General features: G+C 61.4%; 20 protein-coding genes and 2 pseudogenes. 11 read left to right on the forward strand and 11 right to left on the reverse strand.

Going from position 1 to position 24,960, the window contains the following annotated elements; genetic code table 11:
- The first annotated feature begins 21 nt into the window (after nucleotides 1-21).
- Nucleotides 22-1,080: a hypothetical protein gene (locus N2602_RS08580; RefSeq protein WP_260382347.1), complete on the forward strand. Its 1,059-nt coding sequence runs from the start codon at nucleotides 22-24 to the stop codon at nucleotides 1,078-1,080.
- A gap of 209 nt (nucleotides 1,081-1,289) precedes the next feature.
- Here N2602_RS08580 and N2602_RS08585 read toward each other — a convergent pair whose 3' ends face one another.
- The 9 genes and pseudogenes from N2602_RS08585 to N2602_RS08625 form a co-directional block, all read right to left on the reverse strand.
- On the reverse strand, nucleotides 1,290-3,050 hold the full coding sequence (locus tag N2602_RS08585) for a type ISP restriction/modification enzyme (RefSeq protein ID WP_260382348.1): 1,761 nt from the start codon (nucleotides 3,048-3,050) through the stop codon (nucleotides 1,290-1,292).
- On the reverse strand, nucleotides 3,047-4,156 hold the full coding sequence (locus tag N2602_RS08590) for an N-6 DNA methylase (RefSeq protein WP_260382349.1): 1,110 nt from the start codon (nucleotides 4,154-4,156) through the stop codon (nucleotides 3,047-3,049). The genes N2602_RS08585 and N2602_RS08590 overlap by 4 nt, the downstream gene beginning before the upstream one ends.
- A 153-nt stretch (nucleotides 4,157-4,309) precedes the next feature.
- Nucleotides 4,310-5,125: a restriction endonuclease gene (locus N2602_RS08595; RefSeq protein WP_260382350.1), complete on the reverse strand. Its 816-nt coding sequence runs from the start codon at nucleotides 5,123-5,125 to the stop codon at nucleotides 4,310-4,312.
- Complete coding sequence (locus N2602_RS08600) at nucleotides 5,122-5,835, reverse strand: RES family NAD+ phosphorylase (protein WP_260382351.1); 714 nt, start codon at nucleotides 5,833-5,835, stop codon at nucleotides 5,122-5,124. Before N2602_RS08600 ends, N2602_RS08595 begins: the two co-directional genes overlap by 4 nt.
- Nucleotides 5,832-6,278: an MbcA/ParS/Xre antitoxin family protein gene (locus N2602_RS08605; RefSeq protein WP_260382352.1), complete on the reverse strand. Its 447-nt coding sequence runs from the start codon at nucleotides 6,276-6,278 to the stop codon at nucleotides 5,832-5,834. Before N2602_RS08605 ends, N2602_RS08600 begins: the two co-directional genes overlap by 4 nt.
- A 653-nt stretch (nucleotides 6,279-6,931) precedes the next feature.
- Nucleotides 6,932-7,141, reverse strand: a pseudogene (locus tag N2602_RS08610) (DNA polymerase IV); the annotation flags it as partial.
- 62 nt (nucleotides 7,142-7,203) lie between these two features.
- Nucleotides 7,204-7,929, reverse strand: a complete 726-nt coding sequence (locus tag N2602_RS08615) for an SOS response-associated peptidase (RefSeq protein ID WP_260382353.1) — start codon at nucleotides 7,927-7,929, stop codon at nucleotides 7,204-7,206.
- Between the two features lie 3 nt (nucleotides 7,930-7,932).
- Nucleotides 7,933-8,382 carry a hypothetical protein gene (locus N2602_RS08620; protein WP_260382354.1) on the reverse strand — a complete coding sequence of 150 codons (450 nt, stop codon included), beginning with the start codon at nucleotides 8,380-8,382 and terminating at the stop codon, nucleotides 7,933-7,935.
- Nucleotides 8,383-8,427: 45 nt separating this feature from the next.
- Nucleotides 8,428-8,823, reverse strand: a complete 396-nt coding sequence (locus tag N2602_RS08625) for a hypothetical protein (RefSeq protein ID WP_260382355.1) — start codon at nucleotides 8,821-8,823, stop codon at nucleotides 8,428-8,430.
- Between the two features lie 144 nt (nucleotides 8,824-8,967).
- On the opposite strand from N2602_RS08625, the gene N2602_RS08630 reads away from it, so the two are divergent.
- The 3 genes from N2602_RS08630 (at nucleotide 8,968) to N2602_RS08640 (ending at nucleotide 11,089) form a co-directional block, all read left to right on the forward strand.
- Nucleotides 8,968-9,900 (forward strand): Ku protein, encoded by a 933-nt coding sequence (locus N2602_RS08630; protein WP_260382356.1) that lies wholly within the window; start codon nucleotides 8,968-8,970, stop codon nucleotides 9,898-9,900.
- A 224-nt stretch (nucleotides 9,901-10,124) separates the two neighbouring features.
- Nucleotides 10,125-10,628, forward strand: a complete 504-nt coding sequence (locus N2602_RS08635; protein ID WP_260382357.1) for an NUDIX domain-containing protein — start codon at nucleotides 10,125-10,127, stop codon at nucleotides 10,626-10,628.
- A complete protein-coding gene (locus N2602_RS08640) occupies nucleotides 10,625-11,089 on the forward strand; it encodes a metallophosphoesterase family protein (RefSeq protein WP_260383629.1) in 465 nt (154 codons plus the stop codon). The genes N2602_RS08635 and N2602_RS08640 overlap by 4 nt, the downstream gene beginning before the upstream one ends.
- A gap of 54 nt (nucleotides 11,090-11,143) precedes the next feature.
- Here N2602_RS08640 and ligD read toward each other — a convergent pair whose 3' ends face one another.
- Nucleotides 11,144-12,091 carry a non-homologous end-joining DNA ligase gene (ligD, locus tag N2602_RS08645; RefSeq protein WP_260382358.1) on the reverse strand — a complete coding sequence of 316 codons (948 nt, stop codon included), beginning with the start codon at nucleotides 12,089-12,091 and terminating at the stop codon, nucleotides 11,144-11,146.
- A 245-nt stretch (nucleotides 12,092-12,336) separates the two neighbouring features.
- Between ligD and N2602_RS08650 the strand changes: the two genes are divergently transcribed.
- On the forward strand, nucleotides 12,337-12,525 hold the full coding sequence (locus N2602_RS08650; RefSeq protein ID WP_260382359.1) for a DUF3606 domain-containing protein: 189 nt from the start codon (nucleotides 12,337-12,339) through the stop codon (nucleotides 12,523-12,525).
- Nucleotides 12,526-12,550: 25 nt separating this feature from the next.
- On the opposite strand, the gene N2602_RS08655 is transcribed toward N2602_RS08650, so the two are convergent.
- On the reverse strand, nucleotides 12,551-12,829 hold the full coding sequence (locus N2602_RS08655; protein WP_260382360.1) for a hypothetical protein: 279 nt from the start codon (nucleotides 12,827-12,829) through the stop codon (nucleotides 12,551-12,553).
- 1,394 nt (nucleotides 12,830-14,223) lie between these two features.
- Here N2602_RS08655 and N2602_RS08660 point away from each other — a divergent pair.
- From N2602_RS08660 to N2602_RS08685, 6 genes and pseudogenes are all read left to right on the forward strand, one after another.
- Nucleotides 14,224-15,186 carry an ArdC family protein gene (locus tag N2602_RS08660; protein ID WP_260382361.1) on the forward strand — a complete coding sequence of 321 codons (963 nt, stop codon included), beginning with the start codon at nucleotides 14,224-14,226 and terminating at the stop codon, nucleotides 15,184-15,186.
- Between the two features lie 105 nt (nucleotides 15,187-15,291).
- A pseudogene (locus tag N2602_RS08665) lies at nucleotides 15,292-17,408 on the forward strand (ParB/RepB/Spo0J family partition protein).
- 183 nt (nucleotides 17,409-17,591) lie between these two features.
- Nucleotides 17,592-21,914 carry a bifunctional class I SAM-dependent methyltransferase/DEAD/DEAH box helicase gene (locus tag N2602_RS08670; protein ID WP_260382362.1) on the forward strand — a complete coding sequence of 1,441 codons (4,323 nt, stop codon included), beginning with the start codon at nucleotides 17,592-17,594 and terminating at the stop codon, nucleotides 21,912-21,914.
- On the forward strand, nucleotides 21,914-22,975 hold the full coding sequence (locus N2602_RS08675) for a toprim domain-containing protein (protein WP_260382363.1): 1,062 nt from the start codon (nucleotides 21,914-21,916) through the stop codon (nucleotides 22,973-22,975). The genes N2602_RS08670 and N2602_RS08675 overlap by 1 nt, the downstream gene beginning before the upstream one ends.
- A 331-nt stretch (nucleotides 22,976-23,306) precedes the next feature.
- A complete protein-coding gene (locus N2602_RS08680) occupies nucleotides 23,307-24,230 on the forward strand; it encodes a DUF2493 domain-containing protein (protein WP_260382364.1) in 924 nt (307 codons plus the stop codon).
- A 141-nt stretch (nucleotides 24,231-24,371) separates the two neighbouring features.
- Nucleotides 24,372-24,821 carry a hypothetical protein gene (locus N2602_RS08685; protein WP_260382365.1) on the forward strand — a complete coding sequence of 150 codons (450 nt, stop codon included), beginning with the start codon at nucleotides 24,372-24,374 and terminating at the stop codon, nucleotides 24,819-24,821.
- The last annotated feature ends 139 nt before the right edge of the window (nucleotides 24,822-24,960 follow it).

A 24,960-nucleotide genomic window follows, 5' to 3' on the forward strand; every position in this document is an offset into this window, starting at 1 on the left:
TGGCGTGGAAAGTGACGACGCATGGGTTCGATGAAGGACCTCCAGATCGAGATCATGGGGCTGACGCAGGATTGGCACGAGCTGATCAGGCGAATTCTGAGTCAAGATAAAGTCGGTGCGGCCTACGTCATGCGACCGGACGAGGCGCCCGACGATGAGGAAAGATGGAACGAGCTCCGGCTTGTACCAGACCTAGTCTTTACACCGGCGGGTAAGAGCGAGCCGCTCGCCGTCGAGTTCAAGATGTACCGCTGGCAGAGCGAATGGCAACGGCGGCTGCGGGAAGCCGTAGTCCACATGCAGGAGATACTGGCGCAAGGACGTTATCAGCGAGGGATAATCATCCTCTCGTTCGACGTCGATGACCAAACCCTTGCTGCGACGCGATCGCGGGTAGCGGGAGCCATCGACATCTGGACTCTGCAGCACCTTCGCGAGCTCGCCGGCGAGGATAAAACGCTTGCCGAGCAGCTCGACGAACTTGCCGGCGACACAGCAATGGACACGCGTTCGATTGCACCGCGGGCCGAAACTCAAGTTCTCGCGAAGGGTACGGCGATCGCCGGCATTTTGCGGGCGACGCTTGCTGGTACGCATGGGTGGCAGGCGTTCGAACGCACATGCGCAGATGCGGTAAAGTTCCTATTCGGTCGGGAATTGCATCGGTCCACGTCCCAGAAGCGCAGCGGAGAAGGCCTGCATCGTATGGATCTGATCTGCCGCATTAGGTCGGAGGGGAACTCCTTTTGGTCAATGATCGCTCCCGATTTTTCGACACGCTACGTCGTCTTCGACGCCAAGAACTATGAGGCACCGGTCGGTCAGAACGAGATCGAGCTGACAAAGAAATATCTCTTGAGGGGCGGGCTTCGAACGGTAGCGATCATCCTCGCCCGCGAAGGGGCCTCGGCTCAGGCGAGGATCGCCGCCGAGCAAGCATTGCGCGAAGATCAAAAGCTGATCCTTGTGATCAGCATGGCCGAACTTTGCGCCATGTTGGAAGGAGCTGATGCCGGAGATCCGCCTGAGAATGTAATGTTCGAGAAGGTCGACGACATGCTGATGGGAATGGGGCGCTGATCTGTTCAGCGGAGCGAATCGCCACGATCGCCTGCTGCGGGGTGCTGTCGATCATTCGCGTTAAGCATCATTGGTGCGAAACGAGGTGTATGGCGCAACCTACAAATACGCACTTCCACAATAGCTGGACCTAACGTACTGAAATATAGAGAATATTTGCAGAGTGATAATATAGATTACGACAAGTCAGCCGGGCCGTGGGTGCTGGCCTATGAGTCCGTACCGCGTGCCGTGCTCATGATGGGGATTGCGGGGCGGTCCAGTTCTCGCATCGTAGTTACGATCTTCATCGTTTCGAGGCTTACGGTCGTCACGCGTCCCAACAACTCGATCATCGCTTCCTTGTGTGCGGCGAAGCGGTAAGAGTCGAACTTTTCACGGATCACGGGATCGCGTGGGGTTTTTTCCTTGTGCTGGTCAAGTACCCAATCAATGGCTGACCTGTTGCCAAGCACATACTCCCATGCCTGTGCTGGAATGCCGCTCAATGTCGTCTCGGTGTCCACGACAACGGTTCCGGCTTCGTGGTTGGACCTCAGGATTGCGCGAGGCTCGAGCTTCGCAGCTCGTGCCTTTTTGTCCGGTACGTCGACCCTGCCCAGCGTGTGTGGGTGTGCAGTTTCGAAATTTAGATGGAGATCCATCAACGCCTGGCCCCATTCTGCCCATGTCCAAAAATCGGGATAGAAAGGGATTCGAGCGAACTCACGCTTGAGATTGGATGCATACGAGGAGCGGTAGACCGGATCGTGGAGCACTGCGTACACATAGTGAAAGATAGCGTCCTTGGTGATGGGGCGCTTTCGCCTTCCTTTGCCCTTCTCGTAGTGATCGCTGAAGCGATTGAGCGACCAGTCCGTTATGTTGTCGATGCGTTCACCGTCAAAATATCGGAACCGGGCGACCTGCTGATAAGCGTCAATCGCTGCGCCGAAGTGCAGGTCCGCGGGTCCATCGACAGCCAGAACACAGTAGTTCGACCTGGATGCGACATCGCTAAAGCATATCGCGACGTTGGTTTGCCCTACCGGAAAGAACGCTTCCGATAAGCCTGGTCTGTCGATATAAAGTTCGGACAAGTAGAGCCACACAGGCGAAAACGGCCGATAGCTCGTCTTGCGAATCCTACCTTGGTCAAACGACTCTGCTGCGCCGCTCTTCTTGCGCCGCTTCAGGGTCTCCGACCACTTGATGGTGGTGGGGAATTGGTCGTCTTCTACGGGTTTGCGATACTCGGCTGCGAGTAGCCGCACCTTTGATGTAAGCGTCTGCCTATCTTCGTCGTACAGCCACTCGTCTCGATTCGTGGATATTCCGAGCGAGTATTGCTTAAAAATAGCGCGATCTTTTCCGCGGTTGTTGGTTGCCTTGGTCTCCTTGTCCGCCACAGGCAGGAACGACTCAAAGTCGTTTTCGTTCTGATTGATCCAGGTGTGATGCTTGTCAGGAACGATCTCTTCGAAATCGATTGTGTCGATGCGGTTGTTTGCGAGGAAGGCAAGCTTGTCTTCAGCGAGGTCCTCTTCACCGCGTCGCGCATAGCGTATGACGCAGCCCTTGCGCCCTTTGCGCCGGACGAAGAACGATATGGCGACGCCGGTCTGGATTCCGAAAACGTTATGGATGGTGCCGGATAGGCGCGGGTTAGCGCGGATGTCTCCACCAAGATCAACGATCCATATCTCGTTGAATTCCTGGGCAACCACCTTGCGAAAACCGTCGAACGTACGACGATCGATGAAGCTCCGGTTGGTGATGAATGCGATGATTCCGTCGCCATTGATGTCGAGGCGATCGGATGCCCATCGGAAGAAGCGGGCATACATATCGTATACCTTCGTCTTCTGTGCTTCCGATGCCTTGATGTAAGAGGCTTTGATCAGCTCGTCGATCTTCGGATATTCGCGGTTCTTGTTGTTGTCGTTTTCGTTCTGCTGATTGGCATTATAGGGCGGATTGCCGATGATCACGGAGATTTTACGGGCATTCTGCCGCTTGACAGGTTGGCCACATAGTAGGGGAGGATGGCGACCTCGTTTGCGTGCAGCTCTTCGGCGTACTTGTATGCAAGCTTCTTCTTGTCTCCGCGAAAGTGGTCGATCAATTCCGTGATGAAGGTTCCTGTTCCGGTGGCTGGATCGAGGATTTCAACGTTGCGATCGATCAGGCCTCGTTCGAAGTGTTTGATACAAAGCCACTCTGCGCCTTGGATCATGAAGCGCACGATTTCGTTGGGTGTGTAGACGACGCCAAGGCGATCGGCCGCCTTCGCGTTGTAGACTTTATAGAAGTTCTCGTAGATGACCTTGAGGAAGGTTTGTTTCTCGGCGTGGCTGGTGATTTGGGCCGCGGAAGAACGAATGGCCGCATAGTATGGATCTAGTGCGCGCAACGTCTGTTTCTTGAGCCCGCCGGTGAAGAATGTACCTTCCAGAGCGTAGAGCTCCTTGGCGATGTTGTTGTGCGTGTGGAAATCACTCTCATCGAAGACTTTGGCGAAGATCTCTTCTGTCAGGACGTGTTGGATAAGCATCTCACGCACGTCGGCGGTGCCGACCAACGTGTTGATCGTTTCCTGGGCATGCTTGAGGAATTTCGCTTCTGCCGCCTGATAAGCTGCGTTGGACTTGTGCGCATCATCGATTTTTGAGCGTAATGCGCCGAGTACGGCAGGCAGGTCGATCTTGAACTGCTCAACGGCGCGGCGGAATTCAGCGATCTCCTGTCGCTCATAGCTAAAGAAGAGGCCCATTAGCTTTTCAAAGCGAGGGGCATCTGCCATCTCGCAGCGCATGATCTCCTGGCGGTTCTGGATCAGAACAGCCTTTCGGCTGTCCTCGAAGATGATGTTGTCTTGAGGATATCCCTTACGCTTCTTCTTCTCGATCTCGGCATCGAGGTCGTCAGAAGTGTCCTTGGCTTCCCAATAGCCGAAGGGGACGCGAATTTCATGCAACAGGGCGCCGTCGACATAGCAACGATCCTTGGCAGGCGTGATGTGCTCGTGTTCTGCGATGAAGACCAGGTCGTGCTGCCGGCCCCATTGCTTGAGAAGGTCCTTGAATGCCTCGCGCACCACCGACTCCCTGGTGGCGCCTGATACGGAGCGTATCCGGTCAAGATTACTCAAATAATTCTGAATTAGAAACTGACTCAAATCGTGTCCCCCAGCCGGTTCGAGCGTACCAGTGCTGCAGAAGCGCACCAAGCTTCATAGTCGTTTATTATGTTAATAGCCCCGCTGCGGAGGCATCGGCGCATCGAGCTCCTCGACGATTGCGTCGGCAGGCTGTCCGCGCGTGAGCGGGTTGACCGCGCGCAATTCGTCGAGGCCGATCCTGCCGTAATGTTTGAGCAGCGCCAGCAATTCTCGATAGCCGGCCGCCTCACGCACCTCCTGCGGTACCGGCAAGCCGCGTCCATCCAGTTCTGTTACATCGAACGGAAGCGGCGGCAGTGGGGGAGCATTGCCGAGCAGGCGAAGATAGGGCGAAAAATGCATCAGCATAATGCCGGCGAACGCATAACGCTCCCATACGGCGTCATAGGCCGCACGCTCTTCATCGTTGGCCAACAAGTGATAGCCCGGCTGGCCGAGTGGCTCGTAGTAGACATTGAAATTGCCGATCGCATCTTCAATGTCGCGGCAACGCCGCGCGATCCACTTGTCGAAGTAGCGTTCCTGGAACTGTTCGAAGGTCAGCAGTTCGACATTGGTCGCGTTCGCCGCCTCTATTGCGCCCATCTGGAAGCCGACGCGGGAGATGATATAGCCGCGGTTCGCACCGGTCTCGTCCATCACCGTGCGAAACGCATGGACCTTCTCGCGAGGCACGTTGGTGCGCCAGTCCTTGCATTCGCACACGATCTTGCTGCGGATGCCTTCGATGGTCTCCTCTGCCAGCACGTCAAGATCGACCGATCCGCGTGGCAAAGGAACGTTGACCTGCTGCTGTACGGTCATGCCACACTCGCGAAGGATGTCTGCGACTGCGTTTTCGAGATCCCGCCAGCCGTTGGGCGTAACGCGTGTGATGAGGGTCATGGCCGTGACCCCTGCTCGACATTTGTAATCTTCAGGACGCGCACGTCACCGCGGGCATCCCACCGGTTTTCATAATGGTCCGCCTGTGTGACGGGCAGGCGGACTTGCGAGGGCTTGTAGACACAGACGTTGATGCCCTCCGGGTCACGCACGCTGTCATAGACAATACCGTTCGCCCCCTCGCCGGATTTGGGCCAGCGAAGGGCAACGCCGAGCGCCTGGGACTGGACGTAATCCTCCGCGTCATACAGCTCGGGACGTTCCTGGCGGAGGCCGCGCACGTCGATCAGGGTGCAATCGATGCGCGCGACAAGGCTGCGCATCTGGATACTTGATGGGAACGCGCCCTCGGAAAGTTTTAGCCGGCGCGTGCTGTGGTGGACGGTTTCGGCAATGGCGGTGTCAACGTCCGTTGCTGCGTACCAGGCGCCCAGACGCCCGTCGGTGAAACGTCCACCGGCAGGATCGGCGTGAAGGAACGCGCCCATGACGAGCGTCGCGCCGGCCCCCTGTACGATTTCATCAGGCGGGAGGAGATTGAGACGGCCGGCGATGATGCCCAGCCGGTCGTTTGTCGCTGACTCAAGAAGGAAGGCGACCGCGATCTCGTCCTTGTCCTGGGTCAGGTCGTCGAACACGCCGACAGGCGGATAACGGCTGGCGATGAGGCGGTGCGTCGTGGCGCGGACGCGGGACGTAGTCTCCGTCATTTCATGCCGCGCCACGCGTCGATGTAACGGCGCACTGCGTAGAGATCGTCGATGCTGCCCTGCAATGCTCGGTCGAGCGGAGAACGCCCGCCGAAGGGCAGGTCACGGTTGGGGCTTGTGAACCATCGGTTCGCGCTCGCCTCGTCCGCGAAGAGCAGCTTGAGGCCCTTGTGAATTCCAAGAACCAGGGAAATCCGCTCCAGCTGGTCGCGGCTGAGCGTGCCGATCTTGCCGCCCTGCCAGTTGTGATAAGTCGGACGGGAGATGTCGCCAAGCAAGGCACGGCGCTGATCGACGGCCAATTTCCAGAGGTCAGCCAGCCTGAAGAACATGCGCACGGCAGCCGGGGACATCCGTTCCCGGACCTTCACGTCCCGAAGCGCATCCGGGGCCAGAACGCCGGGCGCTGACGTGGGAAGCTCGAAGTCGGTGTGGGCGCTCATTATTATGTATATATCTATAGATGGTATCTAATTATAGACATAGCAGCGCGCCGCTGTCAAATTTGGTTCGGAAGGGGGGCGAAAGACCGGCCGCGCCGGGAGGGCAGCCGAAAACGGCCGTTCAGGCCGCTTTTGGGCTGGTTCGCAGGGGCTCAGGCAGCCAGGTCGTTTCGGAAACCAGCTGGGACGCACGAGTGGCGAGCTCGGCCTTCTTGAGCTTTTCAAGCGCAGGCGCATGCGAACCAGTGGCTTCGTCAACCGCCGCGAGCTGCGCGTCCGGCTGACACGGCCGAAGTAGTTGTCGGCCCCGGGGACGAACCAGCTGCGCATGTTGAACGACAGCGCTCTCGCGAGTGGGCCTTCATGCGCCGTCGCGCCAACGCCTATCCGCAAGAGGCTCACGCTGACACCGGCAATAAACGCGAGCACGTCCAGGAGTTCGTCGTGGCTGCGTTCAAGACACCAATCCCACAGATCGGCGGGATCGGAGGGAAGGCTAGCCGCAAGCTCAGTGCGCTTTTCTTCGATGGACGTGAGCCCGGTGGAACGGTCGGGCGTAGCCATCACACGGTCCAACGCAGGAACATGCACCGAAACGTGCAGCACACTCGACTCGCCGCCATGCGGATAGAGTGCCTGAAGCGTCAGCGTGTATAGACCTCGAAGCGCGGCTTCACGAAAATCAGGTCCGGACACTGGCGCTTTGCCGTCACCGACGGCATCGCCGATCTGACGCCGAACTTCCGGGCTTCGTAACTCGCGGCGGCGACGACACGGCGCTCGCGCGATCCGCCTACCGCGACCGGCTTGCCGCGGAGGTCCGGATTATCCCGCTGCTCGACCGATACGTAGAATGCATCCATGTCAACGTGGATGATCTTGCGCTGGCGGGGCGGGCCCGATCCCTGATCGTCGTCTTCGTCCGTCACGCCGGCGGCCCGGCCGGGTCTTCCTTGAGGCCGCGGGCGACGATCCGTAGCGAGCCATCCGGCAGGGGCCGCTGCAGCTTCAAGGCCTCGTCTAGAGGAGCGGTCATCCAGGTCTCGACTTCATCCGGCGTCGTAAGGATCACCGGCATCGCCTTCGGGTGGATGGCGCCGACTTCGGCGTTCGGCTCCGTCGTGAGGAAGGCGTAGAGGTCGTTCGTGGTCTCGCCTTCCTTGACCTTCCGGACGGATGTCCAGTTAGTCCAGATGCCGGCGAAGCAGGCGAGGGAACGAGTCTCATCGAGCGCGAACCAGATATCACCGCCCTCAGGCTTGTTGAACTCGCTGAACGAGTTGAATGGCACGACGCAGCGATGCTCGGGGCCGAGCCAGCGGGCCCAGTGTTTGCTCTTCACGTTGCGGATGTTGGTTGTGCCACCGTCCGGCTCCATTCTGAGCAATTCCTTGAAATCGACCGTCTTGCCCTTGGCCTGCAGCTTTTCGGCTCGTTTCTTCGTGGCGTCCATGAGTGCCTTCGATGACGATGGCATGCCCCACCGCGCCGTGGCGAGCTCGCGGCCCTCGGCCCCGTTGCGCACGATCGGTGCCTGATAGTCCGGAAACACGCCGGGCATGGGAGCCAGATTGCCCACGTATCGGTTCACGACGCGAAACAGCGCGCTGATCGCGGCCTGGTTTGTCGTGATCGAATAAAGATTGCACATCAGTCAGGCTTCGGTTCGAGGGTGACGAGGCTGCCAAGCCAGTTGTAGCAGAGTCGCAGACGGACGCCGGCCCGCCTTGGCGCATTTGCGGCAGCATAGCCGGCTGGCGAGATCATGCACGAAGGTGGTTGGCGGCTGCTTCATCGCCGCAAGGTCGACGTCGCTCGGCGTCTTGCAGCGCGTGCACCTGATCTCGAGCCAAGGGAAGCCTCCATTCACAGCCTGGTCGATGCTGGGCGACGGATCGATCGGTTCGCCGACGCTCCACATGCGCTCATTCCAGCTTTCGCAAAGCAACCTGTCGGCTTGCTGGATCATGGCCTTGCCTTTGGCGCGCAACTCCGCCGATTGGGCAGCAAGCATGTTGGCCATCGCGCGTGCCTTGCCGAGCTCTTTTGCCAGAGCCTTGCGATCGCCGCCCGACAACGGCGTAGGGTGATACTTCGGGGCCATCCGGATATCCAGGCGCTAAGGGTTCGGAACGGCAATCCGGAGCGGTTACGGCGCCTCGAACGCCGGCCAGCACCCGTCTTCCTCATGCCTGCCGGTGCGCTGCTGGCAGGTGTTGTCGAGCAACCGCTGCGCCACGTCCTTCCAAAGCGCGTTCTCGCCATACAATCGGACCGCATCGGCCTTCCGGATTTCCACGGTCCGCTCGCAGCGGCGGCAGGAGATGCGCAGCACGTGACGTTGAATCTCGGAAAGACGTCGCTGCCGCCTCTCGGCTCCACTCTCGTCGGCGCGGGGGTCTTTCAGGACCGATTCCCAATATTCCGCCGGGAGTGGCGCATCCGGAGCCGCCGTGGACGGGCCCGGTCTACGGGCAGCTTCGGCGGCCAGTTTTTCCATCTGCTTTGGGGTCGGCATGCGCCAGCTCGCGGGTCGATCGGTCATTCCGAATTAGAACATAACAAGAACAAATGTCGAGTCCGCCCGAACCCTCGTCGTGAAAAAATCATCCTTTTGGAAGGGGCGCGGTGTCGGAACCAAGCCGGTCCGTTCGTCTTGAATCCGGCGTCAGTAATGGAGTTCCCCGCGATGGCCCCGCGCGCTAACTGGAAAGGCTTCCTGCGTCTTTCCCTCGTCACCTGTCCGGTAGCGCTCTATCCGGCCGCGTCGGAATCCGAAAAGGTCTCGTTCAACCAGCTGAACCGAAAGACCGGTCACCGCATCAAATACGCCAAGGTGGACGCTGATACCGGCGAGGAGGTCGACAACGAGGACATCGTCAAGGGCTACAAGGTCGATATCGATACATTCATCGAGGTGACGAAGGAGGAGCTCGAGAACGTCGCGCTGGAATCGACGCGAACGATCGAGATCGACGAATTCGTCGATCGCAGCGAGATCGATCCGCGATATCTCATTCGCCCCTATTACCTGTGTCCTGACGGCAAAGTCGGGCACGATGCCTTCGCCGTCATCCGGGAAACCATCCGCGAGATGAACAAGGTCGCGATCGGCCGTGTGGTGCTGACCAATCGCGAGCATATCATCGCGCTCGAGCCGCTTGATAAGGGGCTGATGGGCACGCTGCTGCGCTACCCCTACGAAGTCCGTTCTGCGGATGAGTATTTCGACGATATCCAGGATGTAAAAGTCACCAAGGACATGCTTGATCTCGCCAAGCACATCGTCAATCAGAAGGCGGGTCATTTCGAGCCGGACAAGTTCGAAGACCAGTACGAAACCGCCCTTATCGATCTCATCAATCAGAAGCGCGCCGGCAAGCCCATCGCCGCGAAAGCCCGTCCTCGAGGTGAGAACGTCGTGGACCTGATGGACGCGCTGCGCAAGAGCATTGGAAGAGAAGGGGCGGCCGCGACAGAGGCACCCAAGAAGTCAGGCAAAAAGCCGCGCAAGGCAGCGGCCGGGCAAAAGGAAATGCTGATGCCGATCGCAGGCAAGAAGCCGGCGAAAGAGGCCGCGGCGAAGAAACCGGCGGCCAAACCGCAGCGGAAGTCGGCTTAGGTATTGTGGCGGTGACGCCGGACGGCCGCTACTTCGTCGTCCGCGGGAGGCTTTGGCGGATGGCAAGTCTCGATCTCGGCGAGGTTTTACGAAAGGCGGTACAACGGGGGCCCGCTGCGCTACTGGCCTGTTACGAACGATCTTTGCTGTGCAACTAGCCGGTCGTCGCGCCTCAGTGCTCCTCGCCTGCTCAGCTTTGGATTGCTCGGCAAAATAGGAGCGATATGGCTGCGGTGAACAAGACTTCCAGGAGATCGACCTTGAGCGCGGGCATTCTCGCATACCGCAAGGGCGCTCGTGGGCTCGAGGTACTGCTCGTTCATCCCGGCGGTCCGTTCTGGCGCAACAAGGATGATGGCGCCTGGTCCATTCCTAAGGGTGAAATCGATGCCAATGATGCTCCGGAGATCGTCGCTCGACGGGAATTTGCCGAAGAACTCGGCCCGAGTGCTTCGATTGGTCCACTCAAGGCGCTGGGGGAAGTCCGACAGCGAGGAGGCAAGCGCGTCATCGCATTCGCCGGCGAGGGCCATTTTGACCCGGCGGCGCTGACCAGCAATACCTTCGATGTCGAATGGCCACCTCGAAGCGGTCGACGGCAGAGCTTTCCCGAAGTCGACCGCGCGGAATGGTTCGATATCGAGTTAGCGCGGACCAAGATGCTGTCCGCTCAAGTTGAGTTTCTTGATCGTCTTTTCGCGATCGCGGTTGAGAGCGTCGTGAAATAATGTTCAGGATTGGAATCATTTCGGATACGCACGGCCTGTTGAGGCCCGAGGCGGAACGAGGCCTGGCGGGCGTCGATCACATCATCCATGCCGGCGACATTGGGCGGCCCGAGATCGTCGACGCGCTTCGCGGGATCGCGCCCGTCACGGCCATTCGTGGAAACGTGGATAGTGGCGAGTGGGCTCGCGACTACCCCGATACGAAACTCGTACGTCTGGCGGGTAAGTCGATCTACGTTCTGCACGACCTGAAGACGCTGAAGGTTGATCCCGGCGCCGGCATCGACGTCATCATCTCCGGGCATTCCCACGTGCCGAAGATCGACATGGTCGGTGGCATTCTCTACCTGAATCCCGGCAGCGCGGGACCTCGCCGTTTCAAGCTGCCGATCACGTTTGCGACGCTCGAACTCACGCCTGATGGCATGCGACCGGAAATCCACGACCTTGAATGCGAGTGAGTGTCGGCCGAGGGTGCGTCAATCCTTTTTGCCGGCATTCGCCGAAGGGAAGCTCTACTTGCGCGGACGTTCTCGCTCACGCACGACGTCCTTCGCCCGCTTGTCGGACCTGAGCCCGAGGTAGACGGGCTGGCGCAGTTCGCCCTTACTCGTCCACTCCGCAAATTTGACCTCGGCAACCAACGAGGGCTTGACCCAGGTCGTGACGGCCTCGTCCTTCACTTTGGCAGGGAAGGGTGATTTCGGGGTCCTCAGCTTCATGAGCTTGGTGTGGAGGTCTTCCAGGACCTTGTGGCTAAAGCCAGTGCCAACATGTCCGATATAGCGCCATGTGTCGTCTTCCCGCACGGCGAGGACCAGGGCGCCGAAGTATGGTCTTGTACGCCTCGGCGCCGTGAAGCCCGCGATCACCACTTCCTGCCGCTTTGCTGTCTTGATCTTCAGCCAGTCCGCCGTCCGGCTTCCGGACGCATACGCGCTGTCGGCGCGCTTCGCCATGACGCCTTCCAAACCCTTCCGCTCGGCCTCGGCGAAGAATTTCGTACCGTTCGCTTTGCGGTCACGGCTGAAGGCGATCAGCCGGTGACGCGGCAAGATCGCTTTCAGCCGCTCCTTGCGGTTGAGAAGAGGCTGTTTGCGCAAGTCGACTGTGTTCTGAAACATGAGATCGAAGGCGCAATACAGGAGCTTCGCTTCATGGCGCAGCGCGTTCTGAAGCAGCTGGAAATGCGAGACGCCGTCCTTTCCGATCGCGACGAGCTCGCCGTCGATCACGGCGTCGCCCTTCACGCCCTCCAGCGCTTTGGCGACCTCGATATAGTTGCGGCTGACGATCTTGCCGTTGCGGCTGTAGAGCGAAACCTTGCCCCGCCGGATTTCCGCGATCATCCGGAAGCCATCGTACTTATCCTCGAAAACCCAGTCGGGGTCGTCGAACGGCCCGTCGGTGAGCGTAGCAAGCATTGGCTGTAAGCGCTTGGGCAGGGTCGACGTCCGGCTCATTCAAGGGCCAATCCTTCAGTGCGTGTTGCGTAATGCAGGGACGGCACCTTATCGCTCGAGGTGGCCAGGGCTGGTTCGATGAAGCCGCGGAGAAGCGCCTTGTCGCCGAAAGCTGCCGACCTATTACGCGCGAAACGCCACTGGAGAACTCTACGCTACAGCCGATTCAAATTGGCACTGTTCGAATCGTTCCGGAACCTGCGAATCCCTGTCGCGTTGCTTCCATGTCACAACAGGAGGCACCCATGGCGGAAGCGAAAAAGAGCAAGACGGCCCGTGGAAGGAAGCAGGACCGGGCGCGGGTGGCAGGCGGGCAGGACTACGAAGTGCAGTACGAGGCAAAGAAAACCGGAAGGTCGGCGCCAGCGGTGAAGAAGGCCATCAAAAAGGTCGGCAACGCGCGCAAGCGCGTGGAGAAACGGCTGGGCCGCTGAGGCGGCGAAGGGGCGGGGTCGGGGCCTAGAGCCGGTTCTCCTCGTCAGGAGGGCATTCTGGGCAGGTGTCACCAATCGAATCCAGCACGTCGCGAACCGCGGCCTCCGCTTCTTGACGAGATACGTCTGCTGGCGGATCTCGACGGGCGATGTCGAAGGCCCGCTCTCGTGCATGCGGATCGGCACGGTCTTGCATCCAACCGTGCTCCTCGCACTCGCGGATGGCGCCGGCTTCGTTCAGCACGTTGATCGCCCAACCGCGCAAGGTGCGGATCGCCGGCCGTCTCTGCTTGGTCATCAGCATTGAAAGGTTCTCCCACGCTGAGACGAATCGTTTAGTCCCGCAGACGTTCCCCATTGCTAACACACGACTGGGATTCCGGATCGTGGGATCTCGTGGTCCTTCAAAGGCCGAATTTTCCGCCCGGCCAGATGCTAGGGTGGGCAAGAACGAACAGAAGAACCGTTTTCCGATGCTTCAGACGTCCGAGCTCAGGTGGTCGCTCCTTGTCCGTTTTGCGCGTGCGGCCGTCGCCGCACCGGGCTCTCGTGAACCGAGCCGCGCAGCGTCTTGGCCTTGCGGCTTCGATCCCTCGCGCACGAGCAGTTCACGACCTTCGTGGGGGGAGAAACGAAAAACCGGACCTTTATGCAGCAGCCACCTGCACAAAGGTCCGGCCTTATCTCAGCGTGCCGCGATACCAACGGCTGCAAAGGACGCTTCATATCCTTTGGGAGGTCTCGCTTTTCATCCGGGTTGCGACCCGGAGGCGGCAATAATCAGTAGCCGACGACTACTTCTTTTTCTTTGAAGTCTTCTTTGCCACCTTCTTGGTGGCTGCCTTCGCGGTTTTCTTTGCCTTCTTCGCTTTCTTGGCCATGTCGTCCTCTGTAAGAATTGGCTCTCAGTGAACATGCCCACGCCGTGCATCGACATGCGCACGAGTGAGACGATATCACAAAAGCAAAATTGATACCAAGGAGACGTAGATCCGCATTGAGTCGCTCGCCGGAGGCACTCGCCCTCGGGCCCGCCGTCATTGCGTGCCGGCGTCGCTATCACTGCCCTTCGGGTCGGGTGCCTTGTTAACCGGTCTCGCGACTGCACTCGGTCCCGGGTCCCGCCGCTACGCGTCGTCGCTATGCTGACCTCCTGCGGGTGCATCTTTCGCCGCGTCCGCGAGTGGTCTTCGCTTTCGCTCCGCCCACAGGCCTCTCCGCCATAATTGTGAGACTCCTGTGAAAATGCCGGACGGTTCTCGTATCATTGCCTGCATCACGTTCGCTCAGGTTTTTGGCGCGTGTGGCCAGGGCCACAGCGGGCTCTCGTGAACCGAGCCGCGCAGCGTCTCGGCCTTGCGGCTTCGATCCCTCGCGCTAGAGCTTTGGTGCTCCTCGCCGGGGGCACTCGGGAAAGGGGCTCGCCTGCGGCGATCGCTATCACTGCCCCGTTCCCGGGTGCCGCTATTGAACCGGTCTCGTCGCTGCACTCGGACCCGCGTGCCCCTTCGGGTCGCTATGCTCACGCTCTCCGGGTGCCATTTCTCGAAGGCGATGCGCCCTGGCGCACGCCTGATCAGGGCCTGCGGCCCTGAGGCAGATTGCGAAGAGGCGGAGAGTAAGAGTGCAGGCTGGGTTTTTCCGTGACGGGTTACAAGCTGCGAGAGAGGCTCGCGGTGCCCGTCGCGGAGACCCGCGATGTCAAACCCTAATGCCTGCGCGCGCGCCGGGCAGGAACGCGCGAACCTCTATAACGAAATCACCGACAAGATCATCGCCGAGCTTGAGGCCGGACGCGTCCCCTGGGTTCAGCCGTGGGGTACGGCCGCGGCGAAAGCGCCGTTGGCCATGCCGAAAAACGCTTCGACCGATCGCTCGTACAGCGGGATCAACATCCTTCTGCTCTGGGGAAGCACGATCGAGCATGGTTACAGCGGTCAAAGCTGGCTCACATTCCGGCAAGCGCTGTCGCTTGGAGCGCATGTGCGTAAGGGGGAGCGCGGTACCACGGTGGTCTACGCCGACCGTTTCGTCCCGCGTGATGAGAAGCGGCGTGCCGCCGACACCGGCGACGAAGCGCAGGCCATTCCATTTCTCAAGCGATTTACCGTCTTCAACACGGACCAATGCGCCGGACTCCCCGATGAGATCGCGACCGCGGCTCCGCCACCGCCGCCAGGGCTGATCGAGCCGACGGTGGAGGCTTTGATCAAGGCCACCGGGGTCACCTTTCGGATTGGTGGCGATCGCGCATTCTACGCACCGGCCGAGGATTTCGTGCAGGTCCCGCCGCCGCAGGCCTATTTCGAACCCATCAATTGGCACCGCACGGCGTTGCATGAACTCGGTCATGCGACCGGGCATCCCTCGCGCCTCAACCGCGACCAGAGCGGGTCCTACGGTACAAAGAAATATGCCTTCGAAGAACTGGTCGCGGAGCTGAGCTCCGCGTTCAGCTGCGCGTCGCTCGGGATCGTGCCGACCGTTCGCCATGCTGACTATATCGGCTCCTGGCTCGAAGTCCTGCGTGAAGACGTCAGGGCCATCGTGCGGGCCGCCTCGCAGGCGAGCAAAGCCACGGACTATTTGCTCGGCTTCGTTCCCGGGTCCGAGGAGCCCGCGTCGCTGGATTCGGCTGTCGCCGATCATGAGGCGGCGTGATGCTTCGCCTCGTGTGGCCGCGCGAGAGTGAGAGGAGAGGAGGTTATTCGCGACGGGTTGGTGGCCGAGAGAGAGTCTCACGGCCTCCCGTCGTGGAGAGCCAAAATGACGAAAGCCGTACAAAAGATCACGCTGTCGCCTTCCCGGGACATCCCCTTCAACAAGCTCGTGCTCAGCCAGTCGAACGTTCGCCGGGTCAAGGCCGGCGTTTCAATCGAGCAGCTAGCCGAAAGCATCGCGCAGCGCACGCTTCTGCAAAGTCTGAGTGTCCGGGCCGTCGTTGATGCAGACGGCCACGAGACCGGCATGTTCGAGGTGCCGGCGGGTGGCAGGCGCTATCGCGCTCTCGAACTCCTGGTGAAACAGAAGCGGATGTCCAAGACGCAGGCGGTGCCGTGCGTCGTTCGGGAGGGGGGCATTGCCGCGGACGACTCCGTGGCAGAGAACGATGAACGGGTCGGTTTACACCCGCTCGACCAGTTTCGGGCCTTCCAGACACTCCGCGATCTCGGCATGACCGAGGAAGACGTCGCCGCCCGGCACTTCGTGAGCCCAGCAATCGTGAAGCAGCGGCTGCGGCTGGCCTCGGTGTCGCCGAAGCTGCATGAGGTCTATGCCAAGACGAAATGACTCTCGAGCAGCTCATGGCGTTCTCGGTAACGGCCGATCACACCCGCCAGGAGCAAGTCTGGGAGAATGTCAGCCGTTCGGGCTATGACGAGCCTTACCAGATCCGGCGCTTGCTCACCGAGAACACCGTGCGCGGGTCCGATCGGCGGGCCCAATTTGTGGGCCTTGATGCGTATCAGCACGCGGGTGGCGGCGTCTTAAGGGATCTGTTCGAGCACGACGACGGCGGCTGGCTTCAGGACGTCGTGCTGCTCGACCGCCTCGTAACCGAAAAGCTCAAGGCCGAGGCTGAGGCGATTGCCGCCGAAGGTTGGAAGTGGATGTCGGTCGCCGTAGAGTTCCCCTACGGTCACACCCAAGGCCTAAGAGAAATCGAGGGCAGACCTGTCGATCTCTCGCCTGAGGAGCAGGCCACCATCGACGCCCTGAACGCCGAGCAGGCCAAGCTTGAAGCCGATTATCAGGATGCCGACGAATTGCCCGACGAGGTCGATCAGCGTCTCGGCGCAATCGAGTCGGCACTGGCGGCATTCGAAGACCGGCCGATGCTTTATGATCAGTCCGAGATCGCCCGAGCCGGCGTCTTCATCAGCATCGATTCCGAAGGGCGTCTCTCCGTGGACCGGGGTTACGTCCGGCCAGAGGACGAGGTGCCGGCAGTCGATCCTGGTGCCGAGCAGAGCGCCGATGCGTCGTCGACCGAAGGTCAAGGAAGGGGCTCTTCCGTCCAGCGCTCGGTCATAGCGGTCGCAGGTAGTGCTCCTGATGCTGAAGAAGATGACGAGGACGCGGCCAGGCCTCTGCCGGATCGGCTGATTATCGAGCTGACGGCGCATCGTACGCTGGCATTGCGTGATGCGCTGGCAGAGAATCCTGCGATCGCGTTCCAGGCGGTCCTCCACAACTTCGTGCTGACGGCCTTTTACCGGTTCGCATCGTCCGGGAGCTGTCTTGAGATCGGCCTTCGCACGCCGAACTTTCCCGCTCAAGCTCCCGGGTTGAGAGAAAGCGTCTCCGCCAAGGCCGTCGAGGCGCGGCATGAGGCTTGGAAGGCACGGTTGCCGAAGAGCGAGAACGATCTCTGGGATGCTCTGACGGCTCTCAATGGTGGTGCACAGGCGTCGCTGTTCGCCCACTGTGCATCATTTGCGGTCAACGCCGTCTATGAACCGGCTAACCGCTACAATCAGGGCCGTGTCTCCGCTCACGGTGTCCGCACCCGTCTCGACCAAGCCGATGTGCTGGCGCGCGCGATCGGACTCGACATGGTGCAGGCCGGCTGGAGACCGACCGTCGACAACTATTTCGGCCGGGTCACCAAGCCTCGTATTCTCGACGCGGTGCGGGAAGGCAAAGGCGAGTCGTCGGCCCAACTGATCGACCACCCGAAGAAGGCCGACATGGCCAAGGAGGCCGAGCGTCTTCTGGATGGCTCGGGCTGGTTGCCGGAGCCGCTGCGCTTCATCGATTCCAGCCCGTCTTCGGCGGAGCCGGAAGGTGAAGCCGGCCCACTGCCAGAATTCCTCGCTGATGAAGAGGATCAGGAGAACGCCAGCGACGAGGATCCGCAACAGCTCGACGCGGCTGAGTAGCATCGCCGACCGGATGGCTGCAGCCGTCCGGCACTTGCTTGGGACCGGTGTGCAGCGCCGGTCCCCATTTTTATTGGGAGACGGCTGAGAGGGAGAGTGGGGCCGGGAAGGGTTTGGATCGCCGTGGTGTTGAGGAGAGCGCCGGGCGGTTCGACCCGTTCCTGCTCTCCGAAAGAAATCCCCATGACCGAATCTCTTGCCGGCGGCGCTGCCGCTGCGCCGCTCTCGATGAGTGCCGCTGCAACTGTCACCTCCGCTGCGGTCAGGGCTGCGCGACAGCTCTTGACCGACCTCGAACGCGGCCGACGCATCGATGCCGCCATCTTGCGCAACGCCATGGAGGTTGCTTTTGGTGCCTCCGACGCGGCCGGCGCCTGGAATTGGAAGACCGCCTACGACGCCTGCGAGGCGGCCAGCGTTCTATTCCTTCGCAAGTTCGGTCCCGCCATGCGGACCAAGGCGAGCTCAACGGCCGCGATGCTCCCGATGCTCGCGAGAGTCGCCAGTCTCCTGCCGACCCATACGCGGCGTTCCGAGGACAGCCAGGCGCTTCAACAATTCTCGACGCCGATCCCGCTGGGGCTCGCCGCATGTACCGCAGCCACGATTACACCCGCCGACTGCGTTCTGGAGCCCTCCGCGGGGACAGGCTTGCTCGCCATCTTCGCCGAGCTCGCCGGCGGCAGCCTGATATTGAACGAGTTGGCCGAACCTCGTGCGGAGTTGCTCGATCATCTGTTCGCCGGCGTTGAGGTCACGCGGTTCGACGCTGCGCAGATCAACGATCACCTCGATGGAAGTGTCGCACCGAGCGTGGTCCTGATGAACCCGCCGTTTTCGGCGCTGGCGAATGTCGATCGGCGGATGGCGGATGCGGCGCTCCGGCACATTGCTTCGGCCTTGGTGCGCCTTTGCGACGGTGGTCGTCTGGTCGTCATCACCGGCGCAAGCTTCGGGCCGGATAATCCGGCATGGCGAGATGCCTTCGTTCGCCTTCAGGAACGCGGGAGCATTGTGTTTTCTGCCGCGATTGACGGCGCTGTCTACGCGAAGCACGGGACCCAGATCGACACAAGGCTGCTTGTGATTGACGAGCAGCCCGCGGCGGACCCAAACGCCTTGCCGGACTCGCTCGGCATGGCGGGCAATGTCGCCACCTTGCTCGGCTGGGTGAGCCAACATGTGCCTCCGAGGTTGCCGATTGCCACTCCCGTCGTGATCGACGTCGCCAGGCGCCCTGCGACGTCACGATCGTTTGGCGCCTCTGCACCGCGCCTGACCTCTACTTCGGGCGGCGCCGCGTCAGAAGGCGTCGTACTTTCATACGAGACGGTCGAGTGGTCGCCGCCGGAAGGCGCCCGGCTCACCGATGCGCTCTATGAGGATTATGGATTGCAATCGATCCGTATTGCCGGCGCGCACGCGCATCCGACTAAGCTCGTGCAGTCGACCGCAATGGCATCCGTCGCACCGCCAAGGCCTTCCTATCGGCCCCACCTGCCGGGCAATCTCGTGGCGGATGGTCTCCTGTCGGACGCCCAGCTGGAGAGCGTCATCTCCGCTGGCGAAGCGCATCCCGAATTTCTCGCGGGCTCCTGGACGGTCGACGCAACCTTTGACGTCGTGGCGGCTGCGCGCGATGAGGCAGAGAATGCCGTCCGGTTTCGCCGCGGCTGGTTCTTGGGTGACGGCACCGGCGCGGGCAAGGGGCGCCAGGTCGCCGGCATCCTGCTCGACAACTGGCTCAAAGGTCGCCGGCAGGCAGTCTGGATCAGCAAGTCCGACAAGCTGATCGAGGACGCGCAGCGCGATTGGTCGTCGCTCGGCATGGAGCGGCTGCTTGTTACGCCGTTGTCGCGTTTCCGGCAGGGCACACCGATCAGGCTCTCGGAAGGCATCCTATTTACCACCTACGCTACGCTACGGACCGACGACCGCGGCGAAAAGCTTTCGCGCGTGAAGCAGATAGTCGAATGGTTGGACTCGGACTTCGACGGAGTGATCGTCTTCGACGAGAGCCACGCCATGCAGAATGCGGTCGGGGGCAAGGGCGAGCGCGGCGATCAAGCGGCGTCTCAGCAGGAGCGCGCGGGACTCCGGCTCCAGCACGCTTTGCCGAATGCGCGTGTTGTCTATGTGTCGGCAACGGGCGCCACCACGGTGCACAATCTTGCTTATGCACAGCGGCTTGGATTGTGGGGCGGTGCTGATTTCCCGTTCGCCACCAGGGCCGAATTCGTCGAGGCGATCGAGGAGGGCGGGGTCGCGGCGATGGAGGTGCTGGCGCGCGACCTCAAGGCGCTCGGGCTCTACGCGGCCCGCTCACTCTCCTACGAGGGCGTCGAGTACGAGCTCATCGAACACCAGCTCACGCCGGAGCAGGTCCGCATCTACGACGCCTATGCCGGGGCGTTCAGCATCATCCACAACAATCTCGACGCCGCGATGCGGGCCGCCAACATCACCGGTGAGACCGGAACGCTGAACGGGCAGGCTAAATCCGCAACACGATCGGCCTTCGAGAGTGCGAAGCAGCGCTTCTTCGGCCATCTCCTAACCTCGATTAAAACGCCGTCGCTGATCCGCTCGATTGAGCGCGATCTCGACGCTGGCCATGCCACAGTCATCCAGATCGTCTCCACCGGTGAAGCGCTGATGGAACGCCGGCTGGCCGAGATCCCGACTGAGGAGTGGGGCGATGTCCGTGTCGACATCACGCCGCGTGAGTATGTGCTCGACTATCTCGCCCATTCCTTCCCGGTTCAGCTCTACGAGCCCTTCACCGACCAGGAGGGCAACCTGTGCTCTCGGCCTGTCTATCGTGACGGCCAGCCGGTCGAGAGCCGGGAGGCAGTCGCTCGCCGCGACCGCTTGATCGAGAAGCTCGCCTCGCTTTCTCCGGTACCTGGCGCGCTCGACCAGGTCGTCCAGCGCTTCGGCACCGACATGGTCGCCGAAGTGACCGGCCGCTCGCGCCGCATCGTTCGCAAGGGCGACCGGCTCGTCGTCGAAAACCGGGCCGGCTCGGCCAACCTCGCGGAGACCTCGGCCTTTATGGATGACGCCAAGCGCATTTTGGTGTTCTCCGACGCCGGCGGCACCGGAAGGAGCTACCATGCCGAACTATCGGCCCGGAATCGGCGCCTGCGGGTTCATTATCTGCTCGAGTCCGGCTGGAAGGCGGACGCTGCGATCCAGGGCCTCGGCCGGACCAATCGGACCAACCAGGCGCAACCGCCGCTGTTTCGTCCCATCGCGACCGACGTGAAGGCCGAGAAGCGCTTTCTCAGCACGATTGCACGGCGGCTCGACACGTTGGGAGCCATCACGCGCGGCCAGCGCCAGACCGGGGGGCAGGGCCTGTTCCGCCCCGAGGACAATCTCGAAAGCCAGTATGGCCGTGACGCATTGCGTCAGCTCTACATGCTGCTCGCTCGCGGCAAGGTCGACGGCTGCTCGCTCGAGAGGTTCGAGGATTCGACCGGCCTGAAGCTGACCGACACCAACGGTCTCAGGGATGACCTGCCGCCGATCACGACCTTCCTGAACAGGCTGCTGGCCCTCACCATCGAGCTACAGAATGTCCTCTTCACGGCCTTCGAGCAGCTCTTGACCGCTCGGATCGAGGGCGCCGTCGCATCTGGTATCTACGACGTCGGACTGGAAACCCTCCGTGCCGAGAGCTTCGTCGTCACCGATCGGCGGACGATCTATGACCATCCGGGGACCGGCGCCGAGACCCGGCTGCTCACGGTCGCCCAGCGCCAGCGCAATCATCCGGTGAGCCTGGATGACGCTCTTGCACGTCTTTCCGATCGTCAGGCCGTCCTGCTCGTCAATGAGCGCTCGGGAAGAGCCGCCGTGCAGGTCCCTGCGACGAGCATCATGCTCGACGATGGCGAGATTGAGCGGCGCGTCCGTCTGATCCGGCCGATGGATCAGCACACGGTCCCCTTGACCACCATGGCCGAAAGTCATTGGGAGGAAGCGGATCGTCAACGCTTTACCTCGGCCTGGCTGGCGGAGCTTGCCGAGATTCCCGAGTTCACGGAAAGCACGATCCACGTTGTGGCGGGCTTGCTGCTCCCCATCTGGAAGCGGCTGCCAAACGAATCGACCCGCGTCTATCGGCTTCAGACCGACGCGGGCGAGCGCATCATCGGCCGCAAGGTTTCGGCCACGTGGGTCGCAACCGTCCTTGCGACCGACGCGCCTGCGTTGACACCGGGCGCTGCCTTTGCCGCGCTGATGGAGGGACGGACCGTCCTCGATCTTGCGGAGGGGCTCCAGCTTCGCCGCGTCCGGGTGATGGGCGCACATCGCATCGAGCTGTCGGGATTCAACGAAACGATGCGCGATCGCCTCCGTGCTTACGGCCTCTTTGGGGAGATCGTCTCCTGGAAGCTGCGGATGTTCGTGCCCACGGACGGGAGCGGCGTGGAGGTCCTGTCGAGGGTGCTCGACACCTATCCGGTTACGGGCGTCAGTGAGCGGGGAGCCGCGTGATGTCCCGCGATGCTTCCGAACTGGCACGCCGTCTCGCGCGAGAGGCTGAGGCGGTGTGCCGACACTATCTCTCCAATGGTAGGCGGGCGGGGCGGTACTGGCTGGTCGGCGACGTCCACAACACGCCGGGCCGCTCGTTGTTCGTGCGGCTGCAGGAATCGCCGAAGGGACCCGCCGGGAAATGGACCGACGCCGCGACCGGAGAACATGGTGATCTCCTCGACATCATCCGCGAAAGGCTGGCCTTGCGAGACTTTCGCGAGGTCGCCGAGGAGGCGAGGCGGTTTCTGAAGCTGCCTCGTTCAGAACTGCAATTCGCTCCGAAACCCATTCATTCAGTCGCGCCGGCCGGATCGCAGGAAGCCGCTCGTCGGCTCTTTGCGATATCAAGCCCGATTGAACGGACGCTAGCCGAGACGTACTTGCAAGGCCGCGGAATAGGCCAAATCCATCATGGTGGCAGCCTTCGTTTCCACCCGCGTTGTTACTACCGACCGGACGAACATTTACCGACCGAAACATGGCCGGCGATGATAGGCTCTGTCACGGACCTCGAGGGACTGATCACCGGCGTGCATCGCACCTGGCTAGATCCACACGGCTTCGATCGTGTGCGGCTCGGCAAGGCCCCGATCGACACGCCACGACGGGCCATGGGCGACCTGCTTGGCAACGCCGTTCGCTTCGGAGTGGTGGACGACGTGCTCGCTGCGGGCGAGGGGATCGAGACCATGCTGTCGCTGCGTTATGTACTGCCGACCTTGCCCATGACCGCTGCTCTCTCGGCCAATCACCTTTCAGCGATGTTGCTGCCGTCTGGCCTGCGACGTCTCTATATCGCCCGCGACGACGATGCCGCGGGAGATGCCGGACAGGCTATTCTCGCCCAGCGCGCGGAAGCCGTCGGCATTGAAGTGATCCCGCTGTCGCCTCGACTGGGCGACTTCAACGAAGATCTGCACATCTTCGGCCTCGAGGCCCTCCGAGCAGCGTTGCGGCTTCAACTCGTGCCAGAAGACGTCGTCCGCTTCCTGCATTCGTCGGCGGTAGCCGCGGAATAGCCCGGGCAATTCGACGGGCGTCGACAGGCCGGTCGCGGTGCGGCCACTGCCGGAAGAAGACGCGACCACGGCCTTCTAGAGGGCGATCGGACGGCAAGCGGCTCGGGCCGGCAATGGCGGCGTCCGGCTATTTTCTGCCGCGCGCCGGCAATGAGAGGACATTATTATTTATCTAGCCGGCGCGCTTTGCATCGCGAAGCAAAATAGCCGGCCTCCGCCATCCTCCGCTGCCGCTTCGGCCCTTTCGGGTTCTGGCCCGTTCCGCCCGCCGTCTGAGTGATCGCCACGAAGGCCGCGATGGGCGCGGCCGATCCGGCAAAGGATCGCCTCCATGACCGACCACGATGACATCGAACCGCCGCACGCCGCATCTGCGACCGAACACGTTCTTACCGAATTGCAGCTCTTTGGTTACCGCCCCTTCGACGACCAGCCCGATCCACGGCCGCTTCCCGAAGGTAGGATCATTACCGGTGCTGTCGCTGACATCTTCGATGCCCTGGTCGCCACGTTGAGCGAAACGCGGCTCGAGCCGGACCTCGACGATCTGCTCTGGTCGACTGTCAACCTGTTCCATCGTGCCGTCGACCGCATCGGTCGCCAACTCGACGACAACGAACAGGCGCAACAGAAGGGTCAGCGCGAGCAGGACGGCTCCGAGGTGCGATCCGTCGAACTCGAGCGCATTACGGCGGAAGGCATCACGCTGATTGAGCGCCGCAACTGCTTGGAACTCTTCCGAGACCAGGCCATCGAGCGCTTTGAGACACACACCGGCTCATTCTGGCGTCCCCGATCGGGATCGCTGGTGAACCACCGCACGCTCACCGCAGCGATGATCGACTCCCGCGACTTCGTCGCAGCCAAGCGCCGCACTGAGACCGAGGTCATGTTGCCGGCGGGCCCGAAGATCGCACTCACCGGAGGGCTCGACTTCAACGACCACCATCTTATCTGGGATCGTCTCGACAAGGTTCATGTCAAGCATCCCGACATGGTTCTGCTCCATGGCGGCTCCCCGAAGGGTGCCGAACTGATCGCATCCAAATGGGCGACGATCCGCAAGGTGCCTCAGATCGCCTTCAAGCCCGATTGGACAAAGCACGCCAAGGCGGCACCGTTTAAGCGCAACGACGCCATGCTCGAACTCCTACCGATCGGCGTCATGCACTTCCCGGGCACGGGAATTCAGGACAACCTTGCCGATAAGGCGAAGCGCCTCGGCATCCCCGTCTGGAGGTTCGGCGGCGCGTGAACGCCGTCTTCTCGACTCCGAGCCTTCGAGGCGGAATGGCTCACGCCGCAACTCCGCCTCGTTTCGGTCTCATATCCAGAGTTGCGCCGTGGTGGTGGTGGAAGGCGCAACTGGTAGATCTATGCACATGGAGCCACCACCATGCTTGCCCTTGGGCTTGTTCTCAACACACTCGGCATCGGCTTGTTCTGCTGGGCGATCTTTGCGCTCGCTGTGTATGCCCTGCCGTTTTGCGTCGCACTGAGTATCGGGGTGATGACGTTTCAGAGCGGAGCCGGCCTCGTTGGCGCGCTGCTTATTGCAACGGCCGGCGGTGCGCTGACGCTCGTCCTCATCCAGGTCGCCGTCGCTGTTACTCGGTCCTTGGCCTTGCGCATCGCGATCGCGACAGCATTCGCTGTTCCCGCCGCCGTCGCCGGCTATCATGTGGTGTTCGCCGTGTCCCATATCGGGGTGCCTTCGCTGGCTTGGCGTGAGGTCTTCGCGTGCCTCGGCGCAGTTTGCATTGGCCTTACGTCATGGACGCGCTTGATGGTTTTGGCGGAGACCCGCCCGTTGGAGCCGGGCGGGGTGGTTGAGAACCCTTCCTAAGCAGTTCTTACGGCCGCATGGCCCGAGGGATGACCGTTTCGAGCCCTTCATCGTCGAGCAGGTTCGCGTAGATCGGCGCGGCGAGCGGGGTGATCGAAACTTGAGCACGGGCGAGGCAGTCCTCTTCGGATCTCCTCGA

It is taken from the genome of Bradyrhizobium sp. NC92, from assembly GCF_025200865.1.
In the GTDB taxonomy this organism is placed as follows: domain Bacteria; phylum Pseudomonadota; class Alphaproteobacteria; order Rhizobiales; family Xanthobacteraceae; genus Bradyrhizobium.